This window comes from Streptomyces sp. NBC_00203 (assembly GCF_045206325.1).
GTDB classification, from domain to species: Bacteria; Actinomycetota; Actinomycetes; order Streptomycetales; family Streptomycetaceae; genus Streptomyces; species Streptomyces lutosisoli.
Genome location: NZ_CP108126.1, coordinates 3621884 through 3640404 on the forward strand (window position 1 = coordinate 3621884; position 18521 = coordinate 3640404).

Sequence of the window (18521 nt, forward strand, 5' to 3'; positions counted from 1 at the left end):
TGACAGCCGACTGCGGTAACACGCACTAAGGGGTGTCCGAGGGTTGGCGAAGACCCCCGGACACCCCTTGCGGCTCAACTCGGAGCGCGGCAGCGGACATGAGGTGGCGTCAGCCGTGGCATCACATCACTGTGCGACCGCCTCCGAATACGTAGAACTCGTGATATTCCGTACATACTTTCTATAGGCAGGGTTCAACCCTTCTGGCATATTTGAGGCTTCGACGTGACATGACCCGGGGGGAGGCATGTTGCCCACGTGGACACGGAACGGTTGATCGGCGCGGACGCCCGATGGCTCATAGACGGGGACGAGCAGGACCTCGCGAGGATCACCTCGCTGGCGACGCTGCCGGCCACGGAACGGAACGCGCTGCTCGCGGAGTTCGCGGCGGCGGCGGAGAGCGGCGGTACACGGGAAGCGCACCTCTTGGCTCTGGCCCTCGGGGCGCTGGGCCACCACGAGTCGGCCATCTCCCTCCTCCGCACCCTGCTGGACGAACATCCGGAAGTCTTGTCGGCCCGGCTCAACCTGGCGGTGCTGTTCCAGCGGATCGATCTGCCCGCGGTGGCTCTGGAGGAGCTGGAACGGGCCGCGGCGGATGCGGAGGGCAGTCCCCTGAAGACGCTCGTCGGCGACCGGCTCAGGCACCTCCGGGACTGGCAGGACGCCGAGTCGGCGCGGCTCAGGTTCCAGCACGTACGTCTGGCCGCGCTCCGCGAGAGGGATGAGTACGAGGAGAGCAGTGCGGCGGATCTCCATGAACTGGGCAGCCTGCTCCTGACCCTGGCCGGAGAACAGTCGAGCCCGGTCAGCCTGCCCGAGGCGGTCACCGTGCTGGAGCGGGCCCACGCGGCGGCCCCCGAGAACCCCCAGGTGCTCGAAAGGCTGACGGTCGCCTACACGCTCGCGGGCCGCAACGACGAGGCATCCGCCCTCCTGCGCACCCTGGAGGAGATCGCCCCCCACTCGCCGGAACTGGACCGGGCGCGACTGAGCGGGCGGTCCGCCGCGGGCGGGCGGGCGCTTTCACTCCGCAAGCTTCTGCTGCTCGACGAGGTGGCGCGCAGCGGGGGCCCGTCTCCGGCAACCGTCGAGGCGATCCGGGAACTCGTCACGAGGCTGCCCGACAGCCCTGACTACAAAGCCATGTTGATGTTCTCGGTCTGGGTGTCGGGAGATCTGGAAGAGGCACTTCGCCTCGCCGACGAACTGTCGCGCATCGAAGACATCCCCCACAACATCCACTTCAACGTGGCACAGGTGTACTGGGCCGCCGACCGACGCGAAGAGGCGGAACGGCATCTGTCGGCGGCCGAGGAAACGGCCCTGGACGACTCGGACCGGGCCGATGTCACCGCTCTTCGCGAACTCCTGGAGGGGGGCGACCGTGCTGGATGACGTGGAACGACGCCTGTTCGTGAGGGCGCTGTCCGTCACCCCCGAGACGTTCGGCGAGTCCACGGAGCACGATCCGGAAGAGCTGTTCCGCATGTTCCTGGCCACAGGAGAGCGTCTCTTCGAGATGCAGTCGGGTCTGACTTCGGAGGAACTGATCGACAGAGTCCTCTCGGCAGAGTCACCGTCACAGGTGATGACAGTGATCGAGAGCGCCGGCCTTCCCTACGTCGCCTGGCTGCTCCACCGATTGCACCGGCGCTCCCTGGAACTGGAGAGTCAAGGCCGCCCGGCACAGGCCGAACTGGCAAGGCTGACGCTGGAGACGGCATGGAGCGCGCAGGGTACGGCGGAAGATCGGTCCATTCCGGAAAGGACGCTCCCTCCGGACGGTGAGCGATCCACGGTGAACTTTCCGGATCTGCTGTCGGCGCTGGACGAGTTGTCGGGCGTGCTGGCCAAATACCGTTACCTGCGTTCGGTGACAGCGCCCGGCGACCGGTCCCTCCTCGCGAACACGGCGGAGTTCTTCGAGATCACGAGAAGGCACTCCGGGATGTTCGAACGCGAAAAAGTCGCAAGTTATGTCGCGTTGGGATTCGCGAGCGGCGATCCGATGAGCCGTGTCTTCGCCCGTCTGGAGTGGATGGCCTACTGGAACACACAGGGCAAGCACGCATGGGTGGAACGCCACTTGAAGCGCCTTCAGGTGGATATCGAGAACGCCGCTGGGACGCGCCCGACGCACGAGCTCATGGAAATGATCGGGCAGCGCTCTCTTGAGGTCGACTTATTGCCCCTCGCCGTTTCCGCGTTCCGGACGGCCAGCGAAGTGGCCGGACCACCCGAACCGACCGCCGACAGCGTGATCTGGCACGCCCGAACCCGGTTCAAGAGGGCAAAAGGTCTCCGTCGGCTCTCCCAGTCCGCGGCGGCTTTGAGCGTTCTGCAGACAGCTCTCGAGTACCCGTGGCACGAGACGCTGGCCCCTGAGCGCGTAGTCGAGGCTCGCGCGCTCAAGGCCGAAATCTTGACGCTGCTCGGCCTGCTCCACGAGGACTTGGGTCACTACACGGAAGGCAGGGAGTGCTACCTGGCGGCGGCCTCGGAAGGGAGGGCCGCCGGGAAAACGCAAGAGGTCTTCACGGCGTACACCTATGCCATGGCCTCGCTGGCCAAGGCGGGGCTTCATCGAAGCGCCGCCCAGGAGGGCTACCGCCTTCTGGACTGGACCCGGACCGCACTCCTGCCGGGCTTCCTGCCCGCGGCACTCAACAATGTGGGCCACATCCTCAGTTCCGCCGGTCGTGACGACGAGGCGGTGGCCCTGTACCGCGAAGCACTCGCGCTGCAACAACAGTTGGGAACCCGCAGCCCTCAGGAGATGCACGGCCTTTTCGCTCTCGGCGACGACGCACGGCGCCGCGGTGAAGTCGCCGAGGCCAGTGATCTCTATGCCAGTGCGTTCGAGGCGGGCAACAGAGTGGGAGTCTCCTACCAGGCAACCACGATTTTCTATCGCAAGATGGCCGGCATTCCCCAGAGGATCACCATCTCGCTACTGGCAGCCGCCTTCAGAGACGCACAACAAGCCGAGGTCACGGGCGAGCTCGGTCTGCTGGAGGCCGCGCTCGGCGTCCTGCTGGCGAATGCCATCGAGGAAGATGACCACGCTGTCGCGATGGACATCACACGCTTCTTCCACGAGGCCGCCACCAGGGCGGAGTCGGAGAACGAAACGGCACTGAGAGCGACACTCCAGTACGCCGAGACACTCTGCGCCCATGGCGGCGACCAGGAAAAGGTCACGGCCTTCGAGCTGCTCTGGACGACACGCACCCGCGTCGTGGACGAGATCCGCCGTGCGGGAAGGACATCGAGCACGGTCGACACCGAATACCTCAGGATTCTGTGCGAGCAGCTCATCACTCTGCTCTTCGACCACGGCGACCTCGTTCCCCTCCCGGACACGCGCGACGCGACGGAGCTCGCGTTCGATCTCCACGAGGAAGCCAAGTCGCTGTACATCCTGGCCAGATACGCCCGCGCCAAGCTGACCGTGCCGGCCGGCATCCCCCCGGAGCTCGCCGATCGCGAAGAGTTGCTGCTGGGCGAGATACGTGACCTCCTGGACACACCGGATGACGTCTTGGTGCGGGTGACGAACCGGGCCGACCGGGTGCGGAACATCCAGGATGAGCTGACCGCACTGCATGAGCGCATGCGTACCGTGGCACCGGCCTATGTCCGGCTCAGGGAATCCACACCGGCGACTCTGGCGGAAACCAGGGCGATGCTCGCGCGGCGCGGCGACGGCGCGTCACTGGTGTCCTACCTCTGCGGCACGACGACGACCTGGATCTTCGAGGTCGCCCCTGACGGCACCCTCACCTCGGCACAGACCCCCGTCACGCGAGAAGAAATCTCCGACTGCGCGGCACGACTCCAGCGCACCTTCGACGGTGACGAGAGCGTCTTCCCGGAAATCCCGCCGCTCAACAGGAATCGGCCGTGGCGTCGCGATCTGTCCTTCCTCGACGCGCTCTCCCCGCTGGTCGGCTTCTCCCGACGAGCCACCGGAAATGACGGCCTGGTCTGCGTCGCACCCGACGGCCCACTGCACGGAATTCCCCTGCACGCGCTGAAGTGTCCGAAAGACCAGAGGTACATCGTCGAACACACGGCAGTGAGCTACATCCCGAACATCAGCTCCCTGCTCTACATCGCCGCCCGCGCGTCCGAGGCGCGGAGTGACGGAGACCAGGGCGCCTTCGTGGCCTCCGTTCCCACCCACGCCAAAAATGGCAACGGCGATCACCCGGCCGAACTCGATGACACGCGCCTGCTCGCGGACGCCGGGTGGCAGGTGCACACCGTCCCCGCCATCGAACTCACGCCGTCGGAAGTCCTGAGCAGGCTCGGACATGAGCGCGTGATGCACCTGACGTGCCACGGCTATTTCGACCCCTCGAATCCACTCGACTCAGGGCTGATTCTTTCCGACGGGCAGGATCTCCCGCCCGCGGATTTCCGGCGCCAGTCCCTGCGCAAGAGGCTCGATCACCTCCTCTCCGTCCGGCAGATCCTGGCCAACTCCGCCAGGCTGGACCTCCTGACCCTCCGGGCGTGTTCCACGGCCAGGGTCACGGAAAGCGCGGACAAGGACGAGCGCGACGGATTTGCCGGGGCACTGATGATCTCCGGAGCCAACGCGGTGGTCGCCACCCTGTGGAACGTGGACAGAACGAGCAGCCGGGCGTTGCTGGCCGAGTTCTACCGACGCCTTGCCCAAGATCCGTCCGTACCGACCTGGAGAGCGTTCCGGGACGCTCAACGCCGGCTGATGCGACATCCCGAACAGGCGCCCTGGAGCCATCCCTACCACTGGGCCGGGCTGACGTTGTCCGGCGACTGGAGATGACATGCGAAGCACACCGGAAGGCCTCAGCGAACAGAGCCTCGTGCGAAGTCTCCAGGAATTCACCGAAGATCAGGGAGACGTCGGGGCGGCGGGAATCGACGAGCGGGAGCTCGCCGTGGCAGCCATCGACGCGGTCCTGTCGCATGCCACGGCCCTCGGCATCGACTCGTTGCTGGCGTCCGAGGAACAAGCGATCACCGTGGGACGGAACCTTCTCGACGGTCTGGCCTCGGATCCCGACACAGCCGACACCGTGGGGTCCATCCTGGACGACCCGCCCGTCGACAACCGCATGGTGACGGACTCCCTGATCGTCTCCGCCGCCGTGCTGGCCGCGATCGTCGCCTGGCTGCAGACGAAGATCGACCTCAAGGTGCATCGCAAGAACGGCAAGACCGAAGTGAGCCTGGAGATAGAGAAGAAGCCCGCGAGCGACAGCCTGATCAAGCAACTCGCCCACACTCTGTGGTCCATGCTGAACGGCGGTGGAGGCCCCGGCGGTGGAGGCCCGGATCAGCCCTAGTGCCCATCAGGCGCAGGGTGACGTTGTCAGCCGGTCAGCCGGTCAGCCGGTCAGGTCGGTCACCAAGCCGCGGATGCGCCGCTCGATCTCGTCCCGGATCGGCCGGACCGCGTCGACGCCCTGCCCGGCGGGGTCGTCGAGCTGCCAGTCGAGGTATCGCTTGCCGGGGAAGACCGGGCAGCTGTCCCCGCACCCCATGGTGATCACCACGTCGGACGCCCGCACCGCTTCGACGGTCAGCACCTTCGGGGTCTCGGCGGAGATGTCGACGCCGGCTTCCCTCATCGCCTCGACCACCGCCGGGTTGACCGTGTCGGCGGGTGCGGAGCCCGCCGAGCGGACATCGATCCTGTCGCCGGCGAGGTGGGTGAGGAACGCGGCGGCCATCTGCGACCGCCCGGCGTTGTGGACGCAGACGAACAGCACGGACGGACGTGGGGTGGCAGTGCTCATGGCGGGTGTCTTTCAGGGGAGTTGGACTCAGGGGTGTTGGGCTCAGGGGGTGGAAGGGGCGAGTTCGGTCTCACCGTGAGGAACGACGGCCTCCCCTTCAACGGGTGCCCGTCGGCCGAACACCGCCGCCAGCAGACCCAGGCCGACAGCGGCACCGGCCAGTTGGGCGGCGATGAAGGGGGTGACGGAGGCCGGGGCGATCCCCGCGAAGGTGTCGGTGAAGGCCCGGCCGATGGTGACCGCCGGGTTCGCGAACGACGTCGAGGACGTGAACCAGTACGCGGCTCCGATGTAGGACGCGACCGCGGCCGGTGCGAGATGGGCGCGATCGGTCCGGGTCAGGCCGAAGACCAGCAGGATCAGCCCGGCGGTCGCCACGATCTCACCCAGCCACAGGTGGCCGGCGGAACGGTCGTGCGTGGACCACTTCACCAACGGTTCGGCGAACATCGCGTCGGCCGGCACGGCGCCGCCGATCGCGCCCGCGATCTGGGCAGGGACGTACACGGCTACGACCCGTGCGGTCATCCCGTCGCCGCTCCCCCGCCCCGTGAACCAGGCGGCCAGAGTGACCACCGGGTTGAAGTGGGCCCCGGAGACCGGCCCGAGCAGCGTGATCAGCACGGCCAGGCCGAAGACGGTGGCGAGCGAGTTCGCGAGCAACTGCACGCCGATGTCCCGGGACAGCTCGGTCGCCTGGATGCCCGAGCCGACCACCACCGCGACCAGCGCGGCCGTCCCCACCGCCTCGGCGACGGCACGCCGCCCCAGCGAGGCGCTCACGCGGTCACCGCGGCGGTCCGGGCGGTGGTCAAGAACGCGCCCAGCCGGTCCAGGACGCCGGGCAGCACCCAGTAGTAGACCCAGGTCCCACGACGCTCACAGTCGATGAGTCCGGCCTGCCGCAGCAACTTGAGGTGGTGGGAGATCGTCGGCTGGGACAACTCGAAGGCGGGGGTCAGCTCGCACACGCACACCTCGCCGCCGTCCCGCGAGGCGATCATCGAGAGCAACCGCAGCCGTACGGGGTCGCCCAGGGCCTTGAACACCTTCGCCAGCCCGGCGGCCCGGTCCTCCTCCAGGGGAGCGGAGGCCAGCCCCGTACAACACGTGTCGTCCGTGTCCTGGCCGAGCACCACGAGCTCTTGTTTAGACATGCCTCTATATTGACGCCTTTCAATTCAGGGCGCAAGCTTGCATCAACGAACTTCAATACAAGGAAGTGGAGTCAGTCATGAGCGAACAGCTCACCGACCTGCGCGAGACCGTCCGCGAGCACTACGCGGCCGCGGCCCTGAAGGTCACCGAAGGCGGCACCGCCTGTTGCGGGCCACAGCCGGTCGAGACCGACGAGAACTTCGGCTCGGCCCTGTACGCCGCCGACGAGCGCGACGCCCTGCCCGTCGAGGCCGTCGCCGCCTCACTGGGCTGCGGGAACCCCACCGCGGTGGCAGACCTCCACGAAGGCGAACGCGTCCTCGACCTCGGCTCCGGCGGCGGCATCGACGTACTGCTCTCCGCCCGTCGCGTCGGCCCCACCGGCAAGGCGTACGGCCTGGACATGACGGAGGAGATGCTGGCCCTCGCCCTCACGAACGCGCGGAAGGCGGGCGCGACGAACGTGGAGTTCCTCAAGGGCACGATCGAAGAGATCCCGCTGCCCGCGAACACCCTCGACGTGGTGATCTCCAACTGCGTCATCAACCTGTCGACCGACAAGCCGTCAGTGTTCGCCGAGATCTTCCGCGTTCTGAGGCCCGGCGGCCGGGTCGGCGTCTCGGACGTGGTCGCCGACGACAGCCTCACCCCCCAACAGCGGGCCGAGCGCGGCGACTACGTCGGCTGCGTCGCAGGCGCCCTCTCCTTCACGGAGTACCGCGAAGGCCTGGAGGCGGCAGGGTTCGCCGACATCGAGGTCACCCCCACCCACCCGGTCGCCGACGGGATGCACTCCGCCGTCGTCCGCGCCACCAAGCCCTGAACCCAAGGGACTCGACGAGCATGACATAGCCGGACATGGGTGGATGGTTTCGAAGGTTTATGCCAGGCCGACGCTTCGATTCCCAGAACTTCCAGGCACACTTTGCGTGTTGTATTCCGGCCACCAAGAGGATGACCCACGCATGATTACGCTCTCCAAGGAAGACGGCCCGGCAGATCTGGACGGAGTCACGCATCTGTCCATCGGGGTGTCCTGGGACCCGACCGCCGGCAGCAGTGGCGGAGTGGTAGGCATGCTCCGCCGCAAGACCGGCACCGATCTCGACCTGATCGCCATCGCCATGCAGGGCGCGGACCCGGTGCGTCTGGCGGGCCTCGACTCCCTCGACCCCATGGGCAATGGCTCCTTGGTTCACAGCGGCGACAACCAGACCGGGCGCGGTGAGGGTGACGACGAGACGGTGACGGTCGAGTTCTCGCGGCTGCCGCCCAACGTCACGTCGATAGTGTTCATCGCCGCCGCGTACAAGAAGGGCGCTTCCTTCCAGAAGGCGCGCAACATCAGCTTCAAGGTGTACGACGCGAGCGGGGGCAGCACTCAGCAGGTCGCCGACATCTGGCCGAGCCTGCTCACCCATGACAACGGCTGCGCCGTGGCCAAGGCCGTGCGCGACGGCGGCAGTTGGAAGCTTGAGGTGATCAATGTGACGGGGAAGATCAAGCAGGGTGACGAGCACGCCCTGATGCGCTTCGCCATCAGCAAGTAGTTCGCCATCACCAAGTACCGCGGCCCGGCAGCCGAGTGACGCCGGGTCGCGGGCCGCGGGACACGGCCAGAACGACGGACTGCCCTACAGCCGACGCAGGTTCCGGTCGAGGACGCCCCGCACCCGGTCCACGTCGGCGGGGTCCTGGGCTCCGCGCTTGGGCAGGACGAAGAAGATCCGGGTCCGCCGGGTCGTGAGGACGAAGAGCTCGCCGGTCTCGACGTACCAGGGGAACGCCTGCCAGTCGATGGTGCTGGTCTGGGACCCGCCCGTGGTCGTCATCCCCTCGTCACCGACCACCGTCCGGCAGGTCCCGTAGTCCTCCATGTCCGCGTGTTGCTCCCGCGCGACGCGAGCCAGGGTCTTATGGGTGGTCACGACTCCTGCGACCACTCCGGCGACGACCACGACGGCCGTCATCGCGGGTGTGAAACCCCTGAGCTCGCAGAAGAAGAACACCAGCACCAGGATCAGGGCCGGCCAGACGATCAGGCCCCCTCGCCCGGGCCAGGTCCCATACGTGTAACGGCGCATCGCGGCCTCGTAGTCGGCCGGTGTCGGCTCGTAGACGAACGCGATGTCCGCGTCCGCCGAGTCCCGCCCGGTCGACTGTATGTGATCCCCACCACTCTGCATGGCAGCAGATCCTAGCCCCCACAGATCACACACAGCCGGTCCGGGGGTACCCATGCGCCGAGGCCCCCGCCGATGGGCAGGGGCCTCGGGAAATCACCAGGTCAGTGGCTGTGTCCGCTGGTCACCGGCTTGTTCACCGTCAGCGGCAGCAGCTTCTTGCCCGTCGGGCCGATCTGGATGTGGGTGTCCATCTGCGGGCAGACACCGCAGTCGAAGCACGGAGTCCAGCGGCAGTCCTCGACCTCGGTCTCGTCGAGGGCGTCCTGCCAGTCCTCCCAGAGCCAGTCCTTGTCCAGCCCCGAATCCAGGTGGTCCCAGGGCAGGACCTCCTCGTACGTCTTCTCACGCGTCGTGTACCAGTCGACGTCCACGCCGAACGCGGGGAGCGTCTTGTCCGCGCACCGCATCCAGCGCTCGTACGAGAAGTGCTCGCGCCAGCCGTCGAAGCGGCCGCCGTCCTCGTAGACGGCGCGGATGACGGAGCCGATACGGCGGTCACCGCGGGAGAGCAGGCCCTCGACGATGCCCGGCTTGCCGTCGTGGTAGCGGAAGCCGATCGAGCGGCCGTACTTCTTGTCACCGCGGATCTTGTCGCGGAGCTTCTCCAGGCGGGCGTCCGTCTCCTCGGCGGAGAGCTGCGGCGCCCACTGGAAGGGGGTGTGGGGCTTGGGGACGAAGCCGCCGATCGAGACCGTGCAGCGGATGTCGTTCTGGCCGGAGACCTTGCGGCCCTCGGCGATCACGTTCATCGCCATGTCGGCGATCTGCAGGACGTCGTCGTCCGTCTCCGTGGGAAGGCCGCACATGAAGTACAGCTTCACCTGGCGCCAGCCGTTGCCGTACGCGGTCGAGACGGTCCGGATGAGGTCCTCTTCCGAGACCATCTTGTTGATGACCTTGCGCATGCGCTCGCTGCCGCCCTCGGGGGCGAAGGTCAGGCCCGAGCGGCGGCCGTTGCGCGTCAGCTCGTTCGCCAGGTCGACGTTGAAGGCGTCCACGCGGGTGGAGGGCAGGGAGAGGCCGATCTTGTCTTCCTCGTACCGGTCTGCCAGGCCCTTGGCGATCTCGCCGATCTCCGAGTGGTCCGCGGAGGACAGGGACAGCAGGCCGACCTCCTCGAAGCCGGTCGCCTTCAAGCCCTTCTCGACCATGTCGCCGATGCCGGTGATCGAGCGCTCACGCACCGGGCGGGTGATCATGCCCGCCTGGCAGAAGCGGCAGCCGCGGGTGCAGCCGCGGAAGATCTCGACCGACATGCGCTCGTGGACCGTCTCGGCGAGCGGGACCAGGGGCTGCTTCGGGTACGGCCACTCGTCGAGGTCCATGACCGTGTGCTTGGACACACGCCACGGAACGCCCGACTTGTTGGGCACGACGCGGGCGATACGGCCGTCGGGGAGGTACTCGACGTCGTAGAACGCCGGGATGTAGACGTTGCCCGTCTTCGCCAGCCGGAAGAGGACCTCTTCGCGGCCTCCCGGCCGGCCCTCCGCCTTCCAGGCGCGGATGATCTCGGTCATGTCGAGGACGGCCTGCTCGCCGTCGCCGATGATCGCCGCGTCGATGAAGTCGGCGATCGGCTCCGGGTTGAAGGCCGCGTGGCCGCCGGCCAGGACGATCGGGTCGTCGAGCGTGCGGTCCTTGGACTCCAGCGGGATCCCGGCCAGGTCCAGGGCGGTCAGCATGTTCGTGTAGCCCAGCTCCGTGGAGAAGGACAGGCCGAACACGTCGAAGGCCTTCACCGGGCGGTGGCTGTCCACCGTGAACTGGGGGACCTGGTGCTCGCGCATCAGCGCCTCCAGGTCCGGCCAGACGCTGTACGTGCGCTCGGCGAGGACGCCCTCGCGCTCGTTCAGTACCTCGTAGAGGATCATGACGCCCTGGTTGGGCAGCCCGACCTCGTACGCGTCGGGGTACATCAGCGCCCAGCGGACGTCACAGGCGTCCCAGGGCTTGACCGTGGAGTTGAGCTCTCCGCCGACGTACTGGATCGGCTTCTGCACATGCGGGAGCAGAGCTTCGAGCTGCGGGAAGACCGATACAGCGGATTCGGCAGGCATCTCGCGAACCTTCGTGAGCTGACAGGGGTGACCATCTAGCCTAACGCGGCCGGAGGGACACCCCGCACCGTCAGACCGCCCCCTGCCCCTCGATCGCCTCCCAGGCCCCCGGCAGCGCCGCCTCGGCCGCCGCCGCCCGCTGCTCCTCGCGCCCGTACAGCACCCCGTACGTGAACGCGCTCTCCCCCGCCGCATGCGCCTGACCTGCGAGGTCGCGCAGGGCCTCGCGGGTCATCACGCTGTCCTGGTGGTCGCCGAGCAGGGTCTGCAGGGACTTCATCGACTTGACCAGATCGGCGGCGGGTCTGCCGAGGGCAGGGGTGGCCGTCTCGGCCGAGTACCGGGTGCGCTTGGCCTTCTTGCGGGCCTCGTGCATCGCCAGGTCGCGGTCCGCGCCCGGCGGCCGGTCGAGAGCCTCGCCGACCAGGTCGGAGACCTTCTTGAAGTCCTTGCGGACCGCCTTCGCGATCACCTTCGCCGGGTCCCCGGAGGCCGCCTTGAGCAGCGGCGGGTCGGAGACGGTCGCGTCGAGCGCGGTCAGCAGGGCGAGGTACCGCTTCCCGTCCAGTACGGCGATCAGATGGCGTCGCGATCCGGAGCCGCGGGCGTGGGACCAGGTGCGCAGCCGGGTGCGGACGGGGCCGGAGAGCAGCGTGCGCGGCAGGTTGTCGAGCGCCGCCGTCAGCCGTTCGGTGAGCACTTCCTGGTCGCGGTCGAGGCCGAGCTCGCCGGCCAGCCACTTCAGCTCGTCGCCGATCGGGTCGGTGACGGTGCGGTCCAGGACGCGCCCGTACGAGCGGAAGGCGCTGCGCATGCGGCGGGTGGCGACGCGCATGCTGTGCACGGAGTCGTAGACGTCGCGGCGGACGGCGGGGTCCAGCTCGACGATCGCGTCGCGCTGGGCGCGGAGGTAGGCGAGGACGTGGTCGCCCGCGGTGACCGGGGCGTGCGCGGCGGGGGCCGTGGTGGGTGCGGCGTCTGCGGCGGCGGCTGCGGACTTCTTATGCTTCCCCGGCTCCCCCGTCTGACCCTTCTGAGCCTTCTGATCCGTCTCCCCCAGCGCCCTCGCCAGCTTGGAGGGCGAGGAGGAGCGGCTCAGGCCCGCCTTGCGGAGCTTCTTCTCCACCTTGTCGAGGAAGGCGGGGTCGCCGTCGTCCGCGAGCTCGACCTCGATCTCGGTCCACTCCGCGGTGCCTTCGCCGCCGCTGAGCCGTTCGGCGCGGACGCGGTCGAGGCTGACCTCGGCGAGGAGGGCGCCGGAGGCGTCGACGAGGTGGCGGATGTCCCGGGCCGACAGGAGGCGTACGACGGGGACGAGTTCGGCGTCGCGTACGCGGGAGCGGACGAGGCCGGTCAGGGAGCGGGGCACGGTGTCGGAGAGCGGGGCGCGGATCTCGTCGCGGACGCCCTCGGAGACGGGGAGTTTGAGGTGCCAGCCCGCGTCCGCGCCTCCGGTACGGCGACGGAGGGTGAGCGAGGCGGCGGCGAGCCGCTGGTCGGGCGTGTCGTAGTAGGTGGCGTCCAGCTCGGCCACGCCCTTGTCGAGGACGCCCGAGACTCCGGAAACGCCGCTCAGGTCCGGCAGTCTCACGTCTTCGCCGGCCGGGGGACCCTCGTACTTCCGCTCGATTTCGCGCTTGGTGTCCGCCATGACATGAATCTAGTGGCACCAGCGCTCAGATGGCAGTGCCCAACCCCCACGGACCTCCCACAACGCCCGGTTTCCGCCCCCGCCGCCCCTACCCGTCCCATCCGTTCCTGGGGGCTCCGCCCCCAGACCCCCTGGGTTGTTTGTCGGGTGCAGGACGGTGGGGGTTGCTCGCGCAGTTCCCCGCACCCCTAAAAGGGGCGCGGGGAACTGCGCAATCTTTAAGAGGCACCCCACCCACCCGCAGCTGAAGCACAACCGAACGGGGTCGAAGGGGCGCAGCCCCGAGCCTTCAGGGGCGCGGGGAACTGCGCGACCAGCCCCCACCGGGCCCGCACCCGACAAACAACCCCCCACCCCAACCGCCGGAGGCCTACGCCGACATGGGCCGCTGTACCCGAATCGACTGCAACAACCCCACCGCCACCCACACCGCGAACATCGACGAGCCGCCGTACGAGACAAACGGCAGGGGAAGGCCCGCGACCGGCATGATGCCCAGGGTCATGCCGATGTTCTCGAAGGCCTGGAAGGCGAACCAGGCGATGATGCCGGCGGCGACGATCGTGCCGTAGAGCTCGGTCGTCTCGCGGGCGATGCGGCAGGCTCGCCAGAGGACCACGCCGAGCAGGACCAGGATCAGGCCCGCGCCCACGAAGCCCAGCTCCTCGCCCGCGACCGTGAAGACGAAGTCCGTTTGCTGTTCGGGGACGAACTGGCCCGTGGTCTGCGAGCCGTGGCCCAGGCCCGTGCCGAAGAGGCCGCCGGAGCCGATGGCGATGCGGGCCTGGTTGGTGTTGTAGCCGACGCCCGCCGGGTCGAGATCGGGGTTGGCGAAGGCCGCGAAGCGGTTGATCTGGTACTCGTCGAGGATCTTGAGCTGCCAGATCGCGATCGCGCCCAGCGCGCCCGCGCCGAGCAGGCCGAACACCCAGCGGTTGGAGGCCCCGGAGGCGAGCAGCACGCCGAGGATGATGATCACCATGACCATGACCGAGCCGAGGTCGGGCATCAGCATGACGATCATGATCGGGACGGCGGCGAGGCCGAGGGCCTGCAGCACCGTGCGGTGGTCGGGGTAGGCCTTGTCGCCCGCGTCGACCCGGGCCGCCAGCAGCATCGCCATGCCCAGGATGATCGTGATCTTCACGAACTCGGAGGGCTGGAGAGAGAAGCCGCCGCCGATCACGATCCAGGCGTGTGCGCCGTTGACCGTCGCGCCGAGCGGGGTCAGCACCGCGAGGATCAGGAAGACCGAGAGGCCGTACAGGATCGGCACGACCGTGCGCAGGATGCGGTGGCCGAGCCAGATCGTGCCGATCATCAGGCCGATGCCGATGCCGGTGTTCATGAGGTGGCGGATGAGGAAGTAGTACTGGTCGCCCTGGTTGATCTCGGTGCGGTTGCGGGTCGCCGAGTAGACGAGCGCCGAACCGATCAGTGAGAGCGTGATGGCCGACAGCAGTATCGGCCAGTCGAGGCGGCGGGCCAGCGAGTCGCGGGCGAACAGGCGTGTCCAGCCCGCGCGCTCGGGCCCGTACCCGGAGACGGAGAAGTTGTTCGCTCCTGTCATGTCAGGATCCTCGTCCCCCGCCGTTTCCTCGGGCGGGCCGTACGCCTACGGGTATTGCGGTTGCTCTCGGTCGGCGACGCCGTCGTGCCGGCGGGCAGCTGCTGGTCGGTGGCCCCGGGCGAGGGGGACTCGCTGGCCTGCACGTCCTTGGCCGGGTCCTTGGAGATCTCCGGGGCGTCGATCGAACCGTCGCTCTGGATCTTCGGCAGGCCCTTCTCCGGGGTGGGCAGCAGCGCCTTCGACTTGTCGATCGTGCCGTCCGCAGAGACGCCGTACATCGCGCTGTAGATGTTGCGCACGGCCTCACCGGAGGCTCCGGAACCCGTACCGGCCTGCGCGATCGTCATGATGATCGTGTAGTCCTTGGTGTACGTGGCCAGCCACGAGGTGGTCTGCTTGCCGTAGACCTCGGCGGTACCGGTCTTGGCGTGCAGCGCGATCTCGTCCTGCGGCCAGCCGCCGAACTTCCAGGCGGCGGTACCGCGGGTGACGACGCCCGCGAAGGCCTCGTCCATGCCCTTGAGCGTGGACTTGCCGACCGGCAGCTTGCCGTTGGCCTGGGGCTTGATCTCCTTGACGGTCTTGCCGTCGGCGCTGACGATCGCCTTGCCGATGGTCGGCGCGTGCAGGGTGCCGCCGTTGGCGATCGCCCCGTAGATCATGGCCTCCTGGACCGGGGTGACGAGGGTGTCGCCCTGGCCGATGGAGTAGTTGATCTCGTCGCCCTCGCGCATCTTGTTGCCCTCGAGGCAGTTCTCGTACGCGATCTTCTCGACGTAAGTGCCGTTCTTCTTACCGGTCTTGCACCAGGTGTCCTTGTTGGCCTTCCAGTAGCTCTGCTTCCACTGGCGGTCCGGGACACGGCCGGTGACCTCGTTGGGCAGGTCGACGCCGGTCTCCTTGCCGAGGCCGAACTGGTGGGCGGTCTTGAAGAAGTAGTCCTTCGACTCCCCCTTCTTGGGGTTGATGCCGCCGTCCTTCTTCCACTCGTTGTCGGCAAGGCCGTAGAAGACGGTGTCGCAGGAGACTTCCAGGGCGCGGCCGAGCGAGATGGGGCCGAAGCTCTCCCCCTCGAAGTTCTTGAAGACCTGGCCGCCGACGGAGTAGGAGCTGGTGCAGGGGTAGCCGCCGTCCCACTCGTAGCCGGCCTGGACGGCGGCGGCCGTGGAGACCACCTTGAAGGTCGAACCGGGCGCGGACTGACCCTGTATGGCCCTGTTGAGGAGCGGGTAGTCGGAGTTCTTCCCGGTGAGGGCCTTGTAGTCCTTGGCGGAGATGCCGCCGACCCAGACGTTCGGGTCGTACGTCGGCGCGGACGCCATGGCGACGATCCGGCCGGTCTTGGCCTCCATCACGACGACGGCGCCCGAGTCGGCCTTGTAGTTCTCTCCGGTGATCTTGTCGTACTGCTCGCGTGCCTTCTTCATCGCCTGGTTCAGCTCGTACTCGGCGACGCGCTGCACCCGGGAGTCGATGCTGGTGACGAGGTTGGCGCCGGGCTCGGCCGCGTCGCTCTTGGCCTTGCCGATGACACGGCCGAGATTGTCGACCTCGTAGCGGGTGACACCCGCCTTGCCGCGCAGTTCCTTGTCGTACTCGCGCTCAAGACCGTTGCGGCCGACCTGGTCGGAGCGCAGGTAGGGCGAGTCGGAGTCCTTGGCCTGGGTGATCTCGTCGTCGGTGACGGGCGAGAGGTAGCCGAGGACCTGCGCGGTGTTGGACTTGCCGGGGGCGGCGTAGCGGCGCACGGCCTCGGGCTCGGCGGTGATGCCGGGGAAATCCTCGGAGCGCTCGCGGATCTGCAGGGCCTGCTTGGCGGTGGCCTCGTCGGTGATCGGGATCGGCTGGTACGGCGAGCCGTTCCAGCAGGGCTGCGGCGTCTCGGAGTCGCAGAGCCGGACCTTCTGGATGACCTCCTCGGGCTTCATGCCCAGCACCCCGGCCAGCTTGGTCAGGACCGCCTTGCCGTCGTCCTTCATCTTCAGCAGGTCGGTGCGCGAGGCGGACACCACGAGCCGGGTCTCGTTGTCGGCGAGCGGCACACCGCGCGCGTCGAGGATCGAGCCGCGTACGGCGGGCTGCACGACCTGCTGGACGTGGTTGCCGGAGGCTTCCTTGGCGTACTCGTCGCCGTTGCGGATCTGGAGGTACCAGAGACGTCCGCCAAGGGTGCCGAGGAGGGAGAGTACGAGAATCTGGATGACGACGAGTCGGATCTGGACCCGTGGGGTCCGACCGGTCTCGGGGATGTTGGTCACTGCTGCTGCCTCCCCCTCTCAGTGTGTGTACGAGACATACGAGTACACGGTGAACCTGTGCGCGGCGACGCCGCTGTCGGCCAACTTCCGTGACACGAGCGACGCTTGAGGTGCTCTCACCCCGATGCTCCCCAGGGCCCTCACAGTCGCTTGACCCCCTTGATGCGTCCCGCCCGGGCGACCCGCGCCTTGGCGGCCTTCACCCTGAGCCCGCCGCGCTGGCTGCCGATGCGCAGCCCGGTGCCGGACGACAGCCAGCCCGAGGAGACGTCCGCCGTCTTGGCGGACGGACTGGTCTCGCCGAGAGGGTTGTTCTCGGAACGCCGGGCCAGGGCCATCAGCCCCGGGACCACGAAGGGCGCGAGCAGCAGGTCGTACAGGGCGGCCGTGAACAGCAGGCTGCCGAGGCCGACATGGCGGGCGGCGGTGTCGCCGACGAGGGCGCCGACACCGGCGTACAGCAGGGTGGAGCCGACCGCGGCGGCGACGACCACGGCCATCGGGCCGGTCGCCGACTTGAGCTGGCCGTTCTCCGGCTTCGCCAGGCCCGCGAGGTAGCCGATGACGCACAGCACGAGGGCGTAGCGCCCGGCGGCGTGGTCGGCGGGCGGGGCAAGGTCGGCGAGCAGGCCCGCGCCGAAGCCGATGAAGGCGCCGCTGACATGGCCGTAGACCATGGCGAGGGCGAGCACGGTCAGGAGCACCAGGTCCGGGACGGCGCCCGGGAGGTGGAGCCGGGCGAGGACGCTCACCTGGAGCACCAGGGCGACGACCACGAGGGTGGCGGAGAGCAGCATCCGGTTGAAACGCATGGGATTCGGCTCCTCCTACTGCTGCTGGTCGTCGATGGGCGCGGACTCCGAGGGGGTGACCGTGACGGTCACCGTCGGTGTGGGAGTCGGCTTGGGTTTCGGTGGCAGCACGGTGTCGCGCGGGTCGCTGCTGGGGGCCTCGACGACGACGCCGACGATGTCGAGTCTGGTGAACGAGACGAACGGCTTGACGTAGATCGTGCGGGTCAGGCCGCCGCCGGACGGGTCGACACGGGAAACGACACCGACGGGGACGCCGGGCACGAACGGCTTGTCGGCCTGCGAGCCGAAGGTGACCAGACGGTCACCCTTCTTGATCTTCGCCTTGCCGTTGAGCAGCTCCACCCGCAGCGGGCGGTCGCCCTGCCCGGAGGCGAAGCCGAGTTCGTCGGACGACTCCATCCGCGTGCCGACGGTGAAGTCCGGGTCGTTGGCGAGCAGTACGGTCGCGGTGTTCGGTCCGACGGTGGTGACCCGCCCGACCAGCCCGTCCCCGTTCAGCACCGTCATGTCGCGCTTGACGCCGTCGTTGGCGCCGACGTCGAGGGTGACGGTCCAGGAGAAGCCCTGGGCCGCTCCTATCGCGATGACCTCGGCACCCTTGATGCCGTACTGGCCCTCGCCCGCCACCTTGATCATCTTGTCGAGCTGCTTGAGACGGCTGCGGTTGCGGTCGTCGCTGCCGAGCTTCGCCTTCAACGCGACGTTGTCGTGCTCGAGTTGGGCGATGCGGTCGTGCCGATCGCCCGAGTCACGGACCGCCGCGACCGCGTTGCCGACGGGGTCGACCGCGGACGACACCCCGTTCTCGATCGGGCCGAAGACCGTCGCGGCGGCCTGACGGGCACCGTCGACCGGTGAGTCCTGCCCACCGCGGATGTCCACCGTGATCAGTGCGAACGCGATGGCGATCAGCAGCACCAGGAGCAGCCGGCTCTCTCGTGTGTCCCTCACGTGCGGCGGCCGTGCCTTCCTTATCGGAATTCATGTATGGCTCACCCAGGTACGCCCCGGAGTGCGCGAAAACCCAC

15 protein-coding genes are annotated in these 18521 nt (G+C 68.1%); 5 read left to right on the forward strand and 10 right to left on the reverse strand.

The features are described 5' to 3' along the window. Positions 1-258 precede the first annotated feature (258 nt). The 3 genes from OG975_RS16355 to OG975_RS16365 are packed head-to-tail and all read left to right on the forward strand — an operon-like array spanning position 259 to position 5342. Complete coding sequence (locus OG975_RS16355; protein WP_406329903.1) at positions 259-1401, forward strand: tetratricopeptide repeat protein; 1143 nt, start codon at positions 259-261, stop codon at positions 1399-1401. Further along, positions 1391-4819, forward strand: coding sequence for a CHAT domain-containing protein (locus OG975_RS16360; RefSeq protein ID WP_406329904.1), 3429 nt, complete (start codon positions 1391-1393; stop codon positions 4817-4819). Before OG975_RS16355 ends, OG975_RS16360 begins: the two co-directional genes overlap by 11 nt. Position 4820: 1 nt before the next feature. Continuing rightward, positions 4821-5342: a hypothetical protein gene (locus OG975_RS16365; protein WP_406329905.1), complete on the forward strand. Its 522-nt coding sequence runs from the start codon at positions 4821-4823 to the stop codon at positions 5340-5342. A gap of 42 nt (positions 5343-5384) precedes the next feature. Here the strand turns inward: OG975_RS16365 and OG975_RS16370 are convergent, their stop codons facing one another. The 3 genes from OG975_RS16370 to OG975_RS16380 are packed head-to-tail and all read right to left on the reverse strand — an operon-like array spanning position 5385 to position 6952. Then, complete coding sequence (locus tag OG975_RS16370; protein WP_406329906.1) at positions 5385-5795, reverse strand: arsenate reductase ArsC; 411 nt, start codon at positions 5793-5795, stop codon at positions 5385-5387. Positions 5796-5837: 42 nt separating this feature from the next. After that, positions 5838-6578, reverse strand: coding sequence for an aquaporin (locus OG975_RS16375; protein ID WP_406329907.1), 741 nt, complete (start codon positions 6576-6578; stop codon positions 5838-5840). After that, complete coding sequence (locus OG975_RS16380; protein WP_406329908.1) at positions 6575-6952, reverse strand: ArsR/SmtB family transcription factor; 378 nt, start codon at positions 6950-6952, stop codon at positions 6575-6577. The genes OG975_RS16375 and OG975_RS16380 overlap by 4 nt, the downstream gene beginning before the upstream one ends. 77 nt (positions 6953-7029) lie before the next feature. Between OG975_RS16380 and arsM the strand changes: the two genes are divergently transcribed. Continuing rightward, on the forward strand, positions 7030-7776 hold the full coding sequence (arsM, locus tag OG975_RS16385; RefSeq protein ID WP_406329910.1) for an arsenite methyltransferase: 747 nt from the start codon (positions 7030-7032) through the stop codon (positions 7774-7776). 142 nt (positions 7777-7918) lie between these two features. Further along, positions 7919-8503: a TerD family protein gene (locus OG975_RS16390; protein ID WP_406329912.1), complete on the forward strand. Its 585-nt coding sequence runs from the start codon at positions 7919-7921 to the stop codon at positions 8501-8503. An 84-nt stretch (positions 8504-8587) separates the two neighbouring features. On the opposite strand, the gene OG975_RS16395 is transcribed toward OG975_RS16390, so the two are convergent. From OG975_RS16395 to mreC, 7 genes are all read right to left on the reverse strand, one after another. After that, positions 8588-9139, reverse strand: coding sequence for a YcxB family protein (locus tag OG975_RS16395; RefSeq protein WP_406329914.1), 552 nt, complete (start codon positions 9137-9139; stop codon positions 8588-8590). Between the two features lie 101 nt (positions 9140-9240). Continuing rightward, entirely contained in the window at positions 9241-11199 is a 1959-nt protein-coding gene (locus tag OG975_RS16400; RefSeq protein ID WP_327428689.1) for a TIGR03960 family B12-binding radical SAM protein, read from the reverse strand. A gap of 70 nt (positions 11200-11269) precedes the next feature. Beyond that, on the reverse strand, positions 11270-12850 hold the full coding sequence (locus OG975_RS16405; protein WP_406329916.1) for a CHAD domain-containing protein: 1581 nt from the start codon (positions 12848-12850) through the stop codon (positions 11270-11272). A 370-nt stretch (positions 12851-13220) separates the two neighbouring features. Beyond that, a complete protein-coding gene (gene rodA / locus OG975_RS16410) occupies positions 13221-14420 on the reverse strand; it encodes a rod shape-determining protein RodA (protein WP_406329918.1) in 1200 nt (399 codons plus the stop codon). After that, positions 14417-16678 (reverse strand): penicillin-binding protein 2, encoded by a 2262-nt coding sequence (mrdA, locus tag OG975_RS16415; RefSeq protein WP_406329920.1) that lies wholly within the window; start codon positions 16676-16678, stop codon positions 14417-14419. The genes rodA and mrdA overlap by 4 nt, the downstream gene beginning before the upstream one ends. A 140-nt stretch (positions 16679-16818) precedes the next feature. Next, positions 16819-17490, reverse strand: a complete 672-nt coding sequence (gene mreD, locus OG975_RS16420) for a rod shape-determining protein MreD (RefSeq protein ID WP_406329921.1) — start codon at positions 17488-17490, stop codon at positions 16819-16821. 15 nt (positions 17491-17505) lie between these two features. After that, a complete protein-coding gene (gene mreC / locus OG975_RS16425; RefSeq protein ID WP_406329923.1) occupies positions 17506-18444 on the reverse strand; it encodes a rod shape-determining protein MreC in 939 nt (312 codons plus the stop codon). Between the last annotated feature and the right edge of the window lie 77 nt (positions 18445-18521).

Excerpts from the sequence above, each read along its gene's own strand:
- OG975_RS16390 (WP_406329912.1), top strand. The coding sequence starts at position 7,919 with ATGATTACGCTCTCCAAGGAAGACGGCCCGGCAGATCTGGACGGAGTC.
- OG975_RS16380 (WP_406329908.1), bottom strand. The coding sequence starts at position 6,952 with ATGTCTAAACAAGAGCTCGTGGTGCTCGGCCAGGACACGGACGACACG.
- OG975_RS16365 (WP_406329905.1), top strand. The coding sequence starts at position 4,821 with ATGCGAAGCACACCGGAAGGCCTCAGCGAACAGAGCCTCGTGCGAAGT.
- OG975_RS16400 (WP_327428689.1), bottom strand. The coding sequence starts at position 11,199 with ATGCCTGCCGAATCCGCTGTATCGGTCTTCCCGCAGCTCGAAGCTCTG.
- OG975_RS16395 (WP_406329914.1), bottom strand. The coding sequence starts at position 9,139 with ATGCAGAGTGGTGGGGATCACATACAGTCGACCGGGCGGGACTCGGCG.
- OG975_RS16370 (WP_406329906.1), bottom strand. The coding sequence starts at position 5,795 with ATGAGCACTGCCACCCCACGTCCGTCCGTGCTGTTCGTCTGCGTCCAC.
- OG975_RS16405 (WP_406329916.1), bottom strand. The coding sequence starts at position 12,850 with ATGGCGGACACCAAGCGCGAAATCGAGCGGAAGTACGAGGGTCCCCCG.
- mreD (WP_406329921.1), bottom strand. The coding sequence starts at position 17,490 with ATGCGTTTCAACCGGATGCTGCTCTCCGCCACCCTCGTGGTCGTCGCC.
- arsM (WP_406329910.1), top strand. The coding sequence starts at position 7,030 with ATGAGCGAACAGCTCACCGACCTGCGCGAGACCGTCCGCGAGCACTAC.
- rodA (WP_406329918.1), bottom strand. The coding sequence starts at position 14,420 with ATGACAGGAGCGAACAACTTCTCCGTCTCCGGGTACGGGCCCGAGCGC.